The following is a 14,425-nucleotide window of genomic DNA, read 5'->3' on the forward strand; positions in this document are numbered from 1 at the left end:
AGCTACTTCCTTTTCTGAGCTTTAGCACCGCTGATTACTTCTGTTACCTCTTGAGTAATGGCGGCTTGCCTAGCTCTATTATAAATAATTGATAATTCTTTTAACATATCTTTTGCATTATTAGTAGCTGATTCCATCGCCATCATTCTGGCGTTCTGTTCACATGAATAAGCTTCAATTAAAGCACCATAAATGAAACCAGTTACGAAATTTGGTATCAAATTGTTTAATACATCATGTGGTGTAGGTAGATAATTCGTTTCATCTACAAGATCGACTGAACTGCTTTCGTCGGTGAAATCAGCTTTTTTTAAAGGTAAAATCTTCTGTATTTCAGCTTTGCTTTCCATTGAATTAATCATTCTTGTATATATGATATAGACATCATCCAGTTCCTTTTCATTGAACATTTGAACAATCTTTCCTGAAATAACCCTTGCCCTGTGAAGTGTAGGATTTTGAACTGTATATTTAAATTCAGTGTCATAATTAATTCCTTTGTTCTCAAAATAGCTTCTGCCAACATTACCAGCTACAAACATAACATGGTTTCCAGCTTTTTTAATTTCATCTTCAGCAATTTTAATAACATTATTGTTATAAGCGCCGGCCAAACCCTTATCTCCTGTTATCAGAATATAACCAATATTCCTGTTTGTTTTATCAGGTTTATCATCAAAATAACTAAGATTTACATTTTCAGGTATTCTTTTTATTACGCGAACAATGGCTTTTTGTAAGGAATAGAAATAGGGTTGAGTATTTTTAAGGTTACTTTTCGCCTTTTTCAATTTTGAAGAAGAAATCATAAACATTGCATTAGTAATCTTCATGGTATCCTTAACGCTGCTTATTCTATTTTTGATCTCTCTCGCGTTTGACATATACTACCACCTGCTTTTATAATCGGATGCTGCTTCTAATATTCTTATCTCAAGTTCATTGCTCAGTACTTTTGAATTTTCCAGTTCATGAATAATATCCAAATGGTACTGTTCAAAATATTCCAACATTCCTTTCTTATATTCCTTATAATTATTAATATCTATACCTGTCATTCCTCTTTTAGTTGCAACGCAAAGTAAAATAACCTGTTTTGCCATACTTAATGGTTCGCATAAAGGTTGTTTTAAAAGTTCCATTAGGCCTTTCCCGTAATTTAACTGTGAAAGTGTAGTTTCATCCAAATCTGAACTGAACTGAGTGAAAACTTCCATCTCACGGTATTGAGCAAGATCTATACGAATGCTTCCTGAAGATTTTTTCATTGCTTTTGACTGTGCAGCACCGCCTACACGTGACACAGATAGTCCAACGTTAACAGCAGGACGCTGTCCCGCATAGAACAAATCACTCTCTAAATATATCTGGCCATCCGTAATAGATATAACATTAGTAGGTATATATGCTGAAACATCATTTGCTTGTGTTTCAATTATTGGAAGTGCAGTTATAGAACCGCCTCCTAATTCCGGTACAAGTTTACTGGACCTTTCAAGAAGTCTGGAATGCAAATAGAAAACATCTCCCGGATAGGCCTCACGGCCTGGAGAACGTTCAAGCAAAAGAGACAGCGATCTGTATGCTACCGCGTGTTTAGATAAATCATCATAGACTATCAATACGTCCTTTCCCTTATACATGAAATATTCTGCCATCGAAGTACCAGAATATGGAGCAATGTATTGCAGTGAAGCCGGATCACTTGCAGTTGCTGAAACGATAATTGTATAATCCATGGCCCCAAACTTCCTCAAGGTGTTTTCAACTTTGGCAACTGTTGATGCTTTTTGTCCTATAGCTACATATATACAAATTACATTTTGCCCTTTTTGGTTTATTATTGTGTCAGTAGCAATGGTTGTTTTTCCTGTCTGCCTGTCACCAATAATAAGTTCCCTTTGCCCGCGGCCTATGGGGAACATTGAATCAATTGCCAAAATTCCTGTTTGTAATGGTGTATTAACTGACTTCCTATCAATAATGCTTGGTGCTTTATATTCGATAGGACGAAAATCATCTGCCAGAATTTCTCCTTTCCCATCTATGGGGTCGCCTAAGGCATCGACTACTCTTCCTAACAAATTGTCTCCTACAAAAATGCCTGATATTTTGCCTGTCCTGATTACACGTGAACCTTCCTTTAAACCAGCTTCACTTCCAAATAGAATACATCCTATATCATCAATCCTGATATCCTGAACCATTCCTTTAACACCGGATTCAAAAATTACTATTTCGCCAAACATTGCATGATCTATGCCTTCTACAGAAACTATACCATCACCAATACGTTTTACAAATCCAACTTCCTTTTCAGTTTTTTCAAACTCAAAATTTTCAATTTTCGTTTTAAGTAAAGATATTATTTCTTTAGAGTTTGAAAAGTTAATATTGCTGCATAGAACTTCCTGCTTTACTTGGTTAAGCAGGCCGAGCATACTGTAATCGTATTCCTGATTGCCGACGCGTATGATAAATCCACCTAAGAGTTTAGGTTCTTCTATTAAATCAATTTTCATATCTGTAATATTTACTTCATATTTTTTCGCCAGAAAATTCTTAATTTTCTCATACTGCGCATCATCAGGCGCAGTTACATAGGAAATAATCACTGACAGTTTTTCCCTATTTTCATCTGCTGCCTTTTGTATCATATAATTCACCTGCTTCGTTTAAGAACCTTTCATATAGAATCTTATTGCTCTCTTGTGTTACATTGGCGCCAATTATTTTAACTGCAGTTTCTACAGCAAGATTAATAATTTCTGATTTCATCTTAAGAAGTTCCTTACTATGCAGAGATTCGATATTTTGATGCGCGTTTGCTATTATTTTCCCGGCTTCCTCGTTTGCACTTTTTACTATGTTGTCGTATTCAATTCTAGCTTTTGCTTTTGTTTCTTCAATAATTTGTTTTGATATATCATTTGCAGATTTCAAAGCATCTTCATATTCACTTTTTAATTTCAATGCATTATCCTTAATCAAATTAGCATCTGCACACTTTTGATCCAGTAAATTCTTTCTTTTTTCCATTACATTATTTAATGGTATAAATAAAAATCTTTTCATCAATAAATATAGAACAAGAAGATTTATTATTGTGAACAAGAGATTAATATTTAATTTGAGCAACGTCCTCGCCTCCCTTTTTTTACAAAATACCTTTATGCTTTTTAAGCTAGGAACAAAATTATTAATATTGCTACTACGAACCCATATATAGCGGTCGCTTCTGCCAGTGCACATCCAAGCAGTAACAATTTAGTGATTGCTCCTTCAGCTTCAGGCTGCCTAGCCACTGCCTCTGTAGCCTTGCCTGTTGCCATACCGATACTGATACCTGCTCCTATACCTGTAAGTACTGCTATTCCAGCACCTAGTGCTAATAAAGTTGTCATAAAAAATACTCCCTTTCTTTTTTTAGTAAAATATTATTCAATTGCTTCTTTAATAAAAAGTGATGTTAAGAAAACAAAGACATATGCCTGAATAAGCCCGTCAAAAATATCAAAATACAAACTGAACGGAACAGGTACACCAACCGGAATTATGAGCTTTATTAATTCCATGACCACAAAAGCTCCAAGAACATTCCCATAAAGCCTCATGCAAAGCGACAATGGTCGAATAAAAATTTCTAAAACATTTATTGGTGCTACGACAGCTACAGGTTCTGCAAAACTTTTGAAAAATTTTCTGGCTCCTTTTTTTTGAAATTTGGCCCACTCAGTCAATACTATGCTCATTATTGCCAGTCCTAAAGTCACATTTAAGTCTTTGGTAGGCGGTTTAAATCCAAAAAGAGCACTTGTGTTAGCTATTCCTAAAAAAATAAGAACAGTTGTCAAATATGGCACAAATTTCTTGCCGTGGTCACCAGTGATACCTTCAATCATATTTTGAAGACCTCCTACAGCTGCTTCCAATAACAACTGACCTTTACCTATGTTGTCCACTTTTAAGTTTTTTGTTAGCAATAACGAAGCAATCAGTAGAATTGCCATTATTACCCATGTCACTACCACTGATTCAAGTACTTCTATTCCTCCAAGAACCGGAATGACAAATACGGTCTCACAAGTAAGTTCATGCATTAATTCTTCTGCCAAATGATTCATCAATTCACCTCCCTTCTAACAATTTTAGAACAAGACAAGACAATTCAATTCTATAAAAGACAATAATATAAAAAACAACCGTCAAATAATCTAATATCTTAACTTTATGCTTATACAATAGAATAATATGCTTTTTAAAAAAGCGTTAGTAAAGTTTGCACAATTCTTTTAATTTTAGATTTCTAACCCAAGTAGTGTATTAACAATATCTCGTAATAAGAAGGCGCATCGACTGTAATACAATTAACCGTAAAAAATAAAATAATTCCTTCTGATTAGTTATTAAGTATTTACGTCTGTTTATAATTTAGTATAATTACTATAGATGCTGAAAACTCACTCGCATGCTTAAAAAGCTTAGGAGAAATACATGAATACTAAAAAGATATTGGCAGAATCACTTGAGAAACTGCTTATAAAAAAGAATCTTGATGAAATACAGGTCAGAGAAATAGTAGCAGGTACATCTCTTTCAAGGAAGACTTTTTACCGCCATTTTAAGGATAAATATGATCTTGTTGGTTGGTACTTTGACCAAATTTGTGAAATAAGTTTTGGGCGTATTACAGATGATTTGAGTTGGGAGGAGGCATTATTGCATTACCTTGACATTTATGAGGATAAATATCGTATATTGAAAAACGCTTATGCAAGCAGTGATATTAACGGCCTTCGAAATTATGACATTTCGGTTACTAAAAAGACATACGAGAGATATCTTGCCATTAAGGGTGCTGATATTAATTCTGAAATAATGCACTTTGCTATTGATATAGCATCTCGAGGTGGCACCGATATGGTTATTGAATGGCTGATTAACGGAAAGAAAATGGATAAAACCAAACTGGTATCATTGCTTAAACAAACATTACCAAAGGATATTCTTATTTATATTGATTAATAATATTCATTAATTTGCATATATATGTAACTTTGTGAATATTTTACACGTGAAAAAGAGAAAAAATCTGTTCAATTGATTTTTTCTCTTAAATATCTATTAATAAATGCCCAGTACTTTTATATTTTACAGCATCAGGTTCACATTCATCTTGTTCTCTTTCTTTCTGTCAAGAACCATCTTTAAGTGTGATTTTTCTTCCTTCAGTATGATATTCATTTCATCGCTTGCCAAGTCAGGATATAGTCTTTGAAGTTCAACAACATACATAACGGTATCCCTTTCAGCCTTTTCTGCCAGATCAAAGATTTGATCCTTTGAAAAAAGCTTCTTGGCGTTTTCAATCAGCATTTCATCAAACACAAGATTATTTTCAATAAGCGAGTCCATGTATTCTGCATCTGTTTCATCCAATTCCACTTCAATATCCTTGGAATGTTTGTCCATCAAGGCATTATAAATTTTCTCATGCCGCTCTTCATCTGTAGCCAGTATCTCAAAAAATTTTTCTCCGATTCTTGCTTCCGCTGCAATATCTCTATAAAATTTAGCGGCTGCGGCTTCATTTCCCGCAATAGTTTTCAACAGTTTAGTACCATTCCACTTAACGCTCATTTAAAATCCTCCTTATTTAGTATCTAGGGTATGTTTACCCACTTATAATGCGCTTAAACAGATTTTTATCAGCTTAGAATAAATATGGAACATCAGATACCTTAATCTTTTTCGAATCATTCCTCATAACAAATAATTGGGATACCCGCTTCAATATTTTCAAAAATTGTTTGAGCTACATTAAGCGGAACATTAACACATCCATGTGAGCCGGCATGTTTATAGATTTCCTTTCCAAAAGCATATCTCCATTTTGCATCATGTATGCCGATATTTCCATAAAAGGGCATCCAGTAATTCACATTGGTTTCATAATCCTCCCCCTTAAGAATTGCATTTTTTTGTTTATAATTAAGCGCATAAGTACCAAGAACAGTTTGATGTCCCTTATTGGGGTTGCCGCTTACAATATTACTTTGAACTAATAGCTTTCCGTTTTTATAAAACCATAGATGCTGTTTTGTTATATTAATTTCTACATAAGTATCTCCAATATCATTTTCTTCCCTACTGCGAGCCTTTTGAATGTAGATAGGTTCTTTTTCTATTACTTCTCCCATTATTATATTTTTAATAAGAGCTTCGGATTCAGCCCATGCATCTATTTTCCAACCATACAAACCGCCTTTTACTTCTATGGTTTTTTCTGTAGATGTGTTAAAATTTCTTGCAGCACCCATAGTATCATACTTTTTGCTTATATTTTTCACATAATCCAATATTTTAGCTTTATTGACATAAACTTCTAAATCATCATTTATAACAACCCATTTATTAGTTATACTTTTATCCAATATTTCTTTTCTATTTCCAAATATATAAATGATTTTAGCGCTTAAATATTTGTTAATCATATAATAAATTTCCATTGTTTTGTCTGAGATCATTGTATATTTAGGATTTTCATAGCAATTACTTTTGTTTAAATATAGTGTTCGTTCTCCTAACAATATGGAATGTTTTATCCTTTCTTTTAAAAGATCCTTGTTTATTTTATTTCCCCAAACTTCTTTAATGATTTTATAGGAACCATTCACATACAAAAAACTTGCATTTTTAGGTCTAATGATATCATGATTTAAGCAGTTTAAACTATTTATACTATTTTCAAATATTTCATGGCTGAATATATATAAATCGTTAATATAATATTTTTGTATTTTGAATAATGAAATTACCCATATAGCAGAATTTTGTATTTTATAAATATCTGACAAACTGTTTTTGTCATTATAATTTATGCCTAAACTTTTTACAGAAATTGTTTCTATTATTCCATTTCTTTCTATGAGCTTCAACTCATAATTATTAATGTGATTTACAAATAAATCCTTAATTTCATCATGCGATTTTAGCGATACATCAACTCCGTTTATTTGAGTATTAAAATGAAAATGATTTATAAAAAATAATGAGAATAATGAATATACTATTACAATAAGTAAAATAAAGAAATAATTCTTTGCAATAAATGATTTCAAAAAATTTATTATGCATTTGCGATTCATTTATTTAGCCCTTTCAAAAGAATATTAACTAATTAATAATATGTTATAAAACTAAGTTTAGAAATTATTTTAAGCTTGTTTATGAATTTGAAGGTTTTTAAACTCAGAAATATTTATAAGCAAAGTTTTTCAAGATAGGTGATTTAAATATAAGACAAAATGCACGTAATATTTTGAGAACTTCTACAAAGGTACATTGCCGAAATAGTCCGACTAACGCAAACTTCATAATAATAGGTTAGAATCCCTTTCAAATTAGGGTGGTATGGTAATTATTAAAGTATCCCGTTGTTATAAACACTTTCTTGCACTTTATCTTTTACATTTTGTAATTCATCAGATCCTACAGATGTAGAACTATTTAAGCTGGAACAGAATTGGTCACATTCCCAAGACTTGCTGAATTTGAAATATTTGAAGTTAATTGAGCACCTAAAATCATATTTTCTGAATCTGTCTTTGAGCCGTCTCTACTAAATTTCTTGCCATGTATCCGTTAACATAACCGTTCTGTAAACAGCATTACATTGCTGATTTATACATATAATTTCGAATAATTAATGTCAAAAAATAGAATAATAAAATATTCAATGTATATTTACAGGTGTAGAAATAAGACTCGTACAGGACGATACTAGTGTTCCTCATTCATGAAAACTCTCACATAGGTTGTTTGAAGTATTACTGTTATCATATAAACGAGATAATTTAAGCGAAAATTTAATTGGAGGTCATAATGAAAGAAGAAATTATATCACAGCAGCAACTTATCCTTATAGGTACTGCTGTAGTTATGGGCAGTTTAGCAAGAATATTGACCATAATACAGGATTATAGACAGTACCCGAGTTATCCCAACGGATATTTATTAAATTTAGTTTCAGGTACTGTTGCCGCTTGTTTAGGGGCTGTTGTCGTTCCTGCTTTTTTAGCTAAGAACTATTCTGCTGTTACTTTTCTAACATTGGGTATACAGCATTTCAGGGATATCAGAAAAATAGAAAAGGAAAGCCTAAAAGCTGTTGACAGTACCGAATATGCTAAAAGAGGGGATGCTTACATAGATGGTATCGCTAAAACATATGAAGCAAGAAATTATTTTGCTCTTTTAGTATCTTTTATTTCTGAAATAACCATGCATGCGGTGAACAGCTCTATAATGTGGGTGAATATTACAGTTGGTGTAATAGCCGGTACTATTACATTTTTAATATTAAGAAGATTTTCAAAGGGACATAATGTTGGTGATCTTGCCGAAGTTAAAATAGGTAAAATTGAAGTACGAAATTCTGAACTATACGTGGATAATATATTTGTTACTAATTTATTAGGAACTGATAACTCAAGAAAATTAGTACAATCAGAAGGTATTGGAGCTGTAATATCTCCTAAAAAGGAACATTTCCGAATCACTCTTGATAATTATGGTCAAAGGCAGGCAATACTTTTTGAAGTTTGCAGAAGACTTGGTGTTAAAAGATATAATTTTATCAGAAAACAATTCAGTTCAGGTAAAATTGCTTTAGCCATAGTTCCAATAATAAGGGATGAAGGAGCTTTCATTGATACAATAAGACAAACACCAATTTTAGAAAATGTTAAAAAGAATCCTGAACTAATGAAAAATCCGCTTCAAGACAAATAATTAAATCTTAAGGAGAAATTATATGGCAAAAGAAAAAGCTGAAATAATTGCTTATATTACATTAAATAAAGAAAGAGTTTTTGGAGGAAATCCGTTAATACTAATAGCAAAAGACGTTGAAGAGCAAAAAATATTGTGCAGGGATATCGCAAAAGCCATGAGGGCTGTTGTTTCTCAATTAAATTGCGGTGATTACATCATAATAAAATAGGGAGGAAAATGAATTGACGGCTTTAGGCAATAGCATTCTGAAAAAAGAAGCATGGGACAAAGTAACCGGGGCAGCAAAATATAATGTGGATGAATATGTTAAAAATAGTTTTCATGCAAAGATGTTATGCAGCACATATGCCCATGCAAAAATTAAATCCATAGATATTTCCGAAGCATTAAAAGAGCCTGGCGTTAGGTCTGTTTTAACAGGATATGATTGTGAAATTTTATTTGGAGAGCTTATTGATGACATGCCTCCCATTGCAAAGGAAAAAGTTAGATACTACGGGGAACCGGTTGCTTTAGTAGTTGCTGATTGCGAGCAAACTGCAATGAGAGCAGGTAATTTAATAAAAATAGAATACGAACCTCTTCCTGTTGTCAATTCAGTTTCTGACGCAATAAGAGAAAATGCTGCATTGATTCACGAGAATTTAACTGATTATAAATTTGAATCCAAATACGTGTATCCGCAAAAGAATACTAATATTTCACACATTGTAAAAATTAGAAAAGGTGATATGAATAAGGGATGGCAGGAAAGCAAAGTCATCGTGGAAGGAAGCTTTATTGAGCCGCAGGCGGACCATGCTGCCATGGAAGCTAGAAATGCAACGGCTGAAATTTTACCGGATGGAACAGTTCTAATAAATACTTCAACACAAACCCCTTTTACAGTAAAACAATATATCAGCAAATATTTTAAATTAGAAGAAAGCAAAGTTATTGTAAATACACCCCTGGTAGGAGGTGCTTTTGGCGGTAAAGCAAATGTTCAATTAGAAATATTAGCATATCTTGCTTCAAAATCTGTTGATGGAAGACCAGTAAAAATTGCAAACAGCCGTGAAGAGGATATTTCCACTTCACCTTGTAAAATGGGTGCCGAAGTAAAAATTAAACTTGGAGCTGACAGCAATGGAAAAATAAAGGCAGCGGAAATGACTTATTTTGTTGATAGCGGAGCTTATTCCAACATATCTCCACGTTTAGCAAAAGCTATTGCAGTAGACTGCTCAGGGCCATACAATATAGAAAATTTAACATGTGATGCAATGAGTATTTATACAAATCATACTTATTCCACATCATTTAGAGGATTTAGTCATGCGAGCAATGCTTTTTGTTTAGAAAGAATGTTGGATAAATTAGCATTAAAATTAAATATGGACCCTATTCAATTAAGAGTTAACAATGCAATAACTGCAGGCACAACTTCCCCAACACAGGTGAAAATCACCAAAAGCAATACCGGTGATCTTGTTTTATGTTTAGAGAAACTTAAACAAATCATGAATTGGCAGGAAGGAAATAAAATTGAACTGGACAATGGAAAGGTTAGAACTAAAGGCATCAGTTGTTTTTGGAAAACTTCTGTTTCACCTTCTGATGCATCCTCAGGTGTTTTGCTCACCTTTAATTCTGACGGAAGCATAAATCTAAACTGCGGTGTTGTTGAAATAGGTCCTGGCTCAAAAACAACATTGGCTCAAATTCTTGCAGAAAAAATGAAAATACCTGTGAACAAAATCAATGTAGTTATGAATGTAAACACACAAACAAGCCCAACACATTGGAAAACTGTTGCGAGCATGAGCACCTATATGGCTGGAAGTGCGGTGTTAAGAGCTGCAGAAGACTTAATCATGCAGTTAAAAAAAGCTGCTGCTGTTGCTCTCAAATGTTCTCCGGAAGATTTAGATGTCGGCAACATGCGTGTATTTTTAAACGAAGATCCAACAACATACATGTCTTTTAAGGATTTAGTTTATGGATTCCAATATGACAATGGAAATACAGTGGGTGGTCATATTTTTGGAAGAGGCAGTTTTATTATGAGCAGGCTTTCACATCTTGATCCTGCCACTGGAACAGGTAAAGCAGGTCCATCATGGACACTCGGAGCTCAAGGGGTTGAAATTGAATTTGATAAAACCGATTATACGTATAGATTTGTAAAGGCTGCAACTGTAATTGATGTAGGAAAACTCTTAAATCCAAAATCGGCAATGGGTCTCTTGATGGGCGGAATGAGCATGGGACTTGGAATAGGAAGCAGGGAAGAATTTTTATACGATGCAAATGCCATCATGCAAACTACAAGCTTTAGAACATATAAGATGATGAGATACGGAGAAAATCCTGAATATGTTGTTGATTTTATAGAAACACCTGATTTATCAGCACCGTATGGAGCAAGGGGAATAGCTGAACACGGCATCATAGGAATTCCTGGTGCACTAGGTAATGCCGTATCCTTAGCAGCCAATATTGATGTGGATAAACTTCCAATAACACCGGAATATATCTGGAGCAAAAAAACCGGAGGTAAAAATGATACCTACTAAATTTGAATATTACAAGGTTGACTCATTAGAAGAAGCCATCCAATCATTTAATGAACTAAGTTCACAGGGTAAAAATCCCATGTACTATAGCGGTGGGACTGAAGTTATAACAATGGCAAGAGCAAATAATATTCGTATGGGTGCTGTCATTGATATAAAAGGAATTCCCGAATGTTGTACTATGGAAATGAAGGACAATAAATTAAACATCGGGAGTGCAGTAACACTTAGCCAAATATCCGAATCAAAATTATTTCCCCTCCTTGGTCAAACTGCAGCCCGCATAGCCGATCACACCGTTCAGTGCAAATTGACCATAGGCGGCAATTTGTGCGGTACAATAATATATAAAGAAACATCGCTTCCCTTAATGCTTTGTGACAGCAACGCAGTAATTTATGGGAAAAATGGAAGACGAGAAGTTCAGTTAAATCAAATATTTAATAAAAAACTCAATCTTTTGCCGTGTGAATTATTAGTTAGCCTAAAAATAGATGAAAGATATTTTTCACTTCCATATGTTCACGTTAAAAAAACAAAAAGTGATAAAATTGCTTATCCGCTTTTAACAGTGGCAGCACTTAAAAAGGATGATAAAATCAGAATTGCCTTCAGCGGATTATATTCATATCCATTCAGAAATAAAGAAATAGAAAATTATGTTAACGATGAGGGCATGAACCATAAAAATAAAATAAGCCAAATTATCGAGCATGTATCATCTTCAATATTAAATGACACTGAAGGATCATCAGAATACAGAAAATTTGTGCTCAAAAACACCCTTGAAAATACTTTTAAAAAGTTAAACGAGGTGTAATATGATTAAAATAATAGACACAAGCATCATAGAACTTGATGTGAACGGTGAAAAAAGAAAAGTCACAGCAAATCCATCAGATACATTGCTTTATACTCTTCGAAATGAATTAAATCTAACTGGCGCGAAGCCTGGCTGTGAAAACGGAGATTGCGGTGCATGCACTGTTATTGTTGACGGTTGGCCTATAAAGTCCTGTTTGGCTTTGACCGTAGAAATGATAGGACATAAAATAACAACAATTGAAGGTCTTAAAAATGCTCCAATTCAAAAAGCATTTGTAGAAAAATGGGGATTTCAATGTGGATTTTGCACATCAGGATTTTTAATGGTATGCCATTCATTAGCTGCGCAGCACATAGATGCAGATGATTATATAACAGAACAGTGGCTCCAATCTAATTTATGCAGGTGCACAAGCTATCAGGAAATAAAGGAAGCCGTTGACTCAATTATAACAGGAAAAATTTAGGGAATGATGTCTGAATTGTTATTCAGAAAGCTTACTTAGAACAGCATTTTAGCTATAAGCACACGTTTTTACAAAACAATTTGTATGAAAATTTCAATTAAACTATTTAAAAAGGGGAAGAAAAAAACTAAATTTTCCTTCCTCTTTCATATTTACTTATAGATAACAAAAGTTAAGTATCATTATAATTTACAACTCACTGTATACTTACAAAAAACTCTTCCGAAAATCCCCCTCCCTCCAAAACCCCCAAACCCATTCCCCCACCTATCTTCCATCCATTTTTCCATCCATCTTCAATTTTTCCAATTACAAAAATGTCTTCCTCAAAAAATTACAAAAAAGTCGTCCGAAAGTGATAGATAACAGGAATAAGTATGCAGATTAAAAAAAAGAAATAAGAGCAAAGAATAAAGATTAAGGAATAAGTTTTGTTCTAAATTATTCCGCATTACCTTGTAATTCTAATTTTAATCTATTGAAATATTGCTCCATAAATTTAATCCTGTCTTCACATATTTCTTTTGCTTTTTTTGTATACAATTTATCCGGAATCTTTTTAAATTTGACTTCATATTCAATTATTGGGTTATGTTTTGAACTGTCCCTAATTCTTCCATTTTCGGTCGTGTTGTCATTTAAATAATCTCTAATTGAATTATTTGATTCTAGCCTTTGTCCACATTGTCCAGACAACATGAAAGTCCGAGCAATACCGATCGTACCTATTGCATCTAGTTTATCTGAATCAAAAAGTATTTTTGCTTCTATTATTCCTGGTTCATTTCCGGTTCTGAATCTATGTGTCACAATACAATGCTTGATTTTTTCTATCGTTCCTTCATCATATTTTAAATTTTTTAATATATTTCCTGCAATTTCACTTCCCAAAACAGCATGATCAATTTTTCCTGTTTTATCTTCACTTTCTTCAACTCTTGCAATATCATGTAACAATGCTGCTGGAATCAATATTTCTAAATCAACATTTTCCTCATATTTTGAAATCATTAAGCAAAGATTGTAGACTCTCATTACATGATCCAGATTATGTGCTGAACAAGTCAATTTATTTTGAACTATTTCAAAAATTCTTTTATGTCTTATTTCACAATTCACTTATTTCCTCCATTCATATAAAACCATATGCAACTTCTTTTAATATTTCATTTTCAATATTTATATATCTTTCTTTAATTCTATTTCCGCCTCTTATCTCATAAAAGTTACATGCAGGTTTATTTTCTTCTAAAACCCAAATGAGCATTGGATGTAATTTTTGGCTTGATAGTCTTTCTTGAACATGATTAAAAAGCATCTTTCCTATACCCTTGTTTTGATATTCCTCAATGATATAGATAGCATACAATTCACCATGATAAATTTCATCATTATTTCTTTCTCTTCCACATGTAAAAAATCCAACTATTCTATTTATACTTTCTTCAATAACAAAAATAGAAATTCCATCTTTTTTAGAATTGTTAATAATATTTTTCATTGCCTGCTCTCTTTGCTCGTAAGACAAGTTATTAAGATATTCATTTGATAAAATGCCTTTATATGTGCTTCGCCAAGTATCTACATTAACTTTTGCAATACTTAATGCATCAGATATTTTTGCCTCTCTAATTATCATTAAATTATCCTCTTTTATAGTTTAAGATTACGATATAATAATCCTTATCCAACCCTTGTGCCATTAGGCACTACAGTTTTTTCTGGTTGAGCCAATACAGGAACAATACCATCTGCATATCCAAAGTCAAAACATCTCTT

15 protein-coding genes and 1 pseudogene are annotated in these 14,425 nt (G+C 32.9%); 6 read left to right on the top strand and 10 right to left on the bottom strand.

Annotation, left to right across the window (positions count from 1 at the left end; genetic code table 11):
• Nucleotides 1-2 precede the first annotated feature (2 nt).
• Genes atpG through AAGU76_RS06390 form a run of 5 tightly spaced genes read right to left on the bottom strand, consistent with a single transcriptional unit; the run spans nt 3 to nt 4,124 of the window.
• Complete coding sequence (gene atpG, locus AAGU76_RS06370; RefSeq protein WP_342484609.1) at nt 3-884, bottom strand: ATP synthase F1 subunit gamma; 882 nt, start codon at nt 882-884, stop codon at nt 3-5.
• 3 nt (nt 885-887) lie between these two features.
• Nucleotides 888-2,657, bottom strand: a complete 1,770-nt coding sequence (atpA, locus tag AAGU76_RS06375) for a F0F1 ATP synthase subunit alpha (protein WP_342484610.1) — start codon at nt 2,655-2,657, stop codon at nt 888-890.
• A complete protein-coding gene (gene atpF, locus AAGU76_RS06380) occupies nt 2,635-3,138 on the bottom strand; it encodes a F0F1 ATP synthase subunit B (RefSeq protein WP_342484611.1) in 504 nt (167 codons plus the stop codon). The genes atpA and atpF overlap by 23 nt, the downstream gene beginning before the upstream one ends.
• A gap of 41 nt (nt 3,139-3,179) precedes the next feature.
• Nucleotides 3,180-3,404: an ATP synthase F0 subunit C gene (gene atpE / locus AAGU76_RS06385; RefSeq protein ID WP_342484612.1), complete on the bottom strand. Its 225-nt coding sequence runs from the start codon at nt 3,402-3,404 to the stop codon at nt 3,180-3,182.
• A gap of 33 nt (nt 3,405-3,437) precedes the next feature.
• Entirely contained in the window at nt 3,438-4,124 is a 687-nt protein-coding gene (locus AAGU76_RS06390; protein WP_342484613.1) for a F0F1 ATP synthase subunit A, read from the bottom strand.
• Between the two features lie 370 nt (nt 4,125-4,494).
• On the opposite strand from AAGU76_RS06390, the gene AAGU76_RS06395 reads away from it, so the two are divergent.
• Entirely contained in the window at nt 4,495-5,025 is a 531-nt protein-coding gene (locus AAGU76_RS06395) for a TetR/AcrR family transcriptional regulator C-terminal domain-containing protein (protein WP_342484614.1), read from the top strand.
• A 126-nt stretch (nt 5,026-5,151) separates the two neighbouring features.
• On the opposite strand, the gene AAGU76_RS06400 is transcribed toward AAGU76_RS06395, so the two are convergent.
• Both AAGU76_RS06400 and AAGU76_RS06405 read right to left on the bottom strand, forming a co-directional pair.
• On the bottom strand, nt 5,152-5,640 hold the full coding sequence (locus AAGU76_RS06400; RefSeq protein WP_342484615.1) for a hypothetical protein: 489 nt from the start codon (nt 5,638-5,640) through the stop codon (nt 5,152-5,154).
• Between the two features lie 116 nt (nt 5,641-5,756).
• The gene (locus AAGU76_RS06405; protein ID WP_342484616.1) at nt 5,757-7,148 is read right to left on the bottom strand and encodes a L,D-transpeptidase family protein; all 1,392 of its coding nucleotides are present in this window, start codon (nt 7,146-7,148) and stop codon (nt 5,757-5,759) included.
• Nucleotides 7,149-7,884: 736 nt separating this feature from the next.
• Between AAGU76_RS06405 and AAGU76_RS06410 the strand changes: the two genes are divergently transcribed.
• From AAGU76_RS06410 to AAGU76_RS06430, 5 genes are read left to right on the top strand one after another with little or no spacing between them, the layout of a single operon-like run.
• On the top strand, nt 7,885-8,793 hold the full coding sequence (locus tag AAGU76_RS06410) for a YIEGIA domain-containing protein (protein WP_342484617.1): 909 nt from the start codon (nt 7,885-7,887) through the stop codon (nt 8,791-8,793).
• A 22-nt stretch (nt 8,794-8,815) separates the two neighbouring features.
• Nucleotides 8,816-9,004, top strand: a complete 189-nt coding sequence (locus AAGU76_RS06415; protein WP_342484618.1) for a hypothetical protein — start codon at nt 8,816-8,818, stop codon at nt 9,002-9,004.
• A gap of 13 nt (nt 9,005-9,017) precedes the next feature.
• The gene (locus AAGU76_RS06420; RefSeq protein WP_342484619.1) at nt 9,018-11,354 is read left to right on the top strand and encodes a xanthine dehydrogenase family protein molybdopterin-binding subunit; all 2,337 of its coding nucleotides are present in this window, start codon (nt 9,018-9,020) and stop codon (nt 11,352-11,354) included.
• Nucleotides 11,341-12,174 (top strand): FAD binding domain-containing protein, encoded by an 834-nt coding sequence (locus AAGU76_RS06425; RefSeq protein ID WP_342484620.1) that lies wholly within the window; start codon nt 11,341-11,343, stop codon nt 12,172-12,174. The genes AAGU76_RS06420 and AAGU76_RS06425 overlap by 14 nt, the downstream gene beginning before the upstream one ends.
• 1 nt (nt 12,175) lies before the next feature.
• Nucleotides 12,176-12,646: a (2Fe-2S)-binding protein gene (locus AAGU76_RS06430; protein WP_342484621.1), complete on the top strand. Its 471-nt coding sequence runs from the start codon at nt 12,176-12,178 to the stop codon at nt 12,644-12,646.
• 441 nt (nt 12,647-13,087) lie between these two features.
• Here AAGU76_RS06430 and AAGU76_RS06435 read toward each other — a convergent pair whose 3' ends face one another.
• From AAGU76_RS06435 to AAGU76_RS06445, 3 genes and pseudogenes are all read right to left on the bottom strand, one after another.
• On the bottom strand, nt 13,088-13,765 hold the full coding sequence (locus AAGU76_RS06435; RefSeq protein ID WP_342484622.1) for an HD domain-containing protein: 678 nt from the start codon (nt 13,763-13,765) through the stop codon (nt 13,088-13,090).
• A gap of 13 nt (nt 13,766-13,778) precedes the next feature.
• On the bottom strand, nt 13,779-14,285 hold the full coding sequence (locus AAGU76_RS06440; protein ID WP_342484623.1) for a GNAT family N-acetyltransferase: 507 nt from the start codon (nt 14,283-14,285) through the stop codon (nt 13,779-13,781).
• Nucleotides 14,286-14,329: 44 nt separating this feature from the next.
• Nucleotides 14,330-14,416: pseudogene (locus tag AAGU76_RS06445) on the bottom strand (tRNA-binding protein); the annotation flags it as partial.
• Nucleotides 14,417-14,425: the final 9 nt, after the last annotated feature.

This window comes from Sedimentibacter sp. (assembly GCF_038562225.1).
Lineage (GTDB): Bacteria > Bacillota > Clostridia > Tissierellales > Sedimentibacteraceae > Sedimentibacter.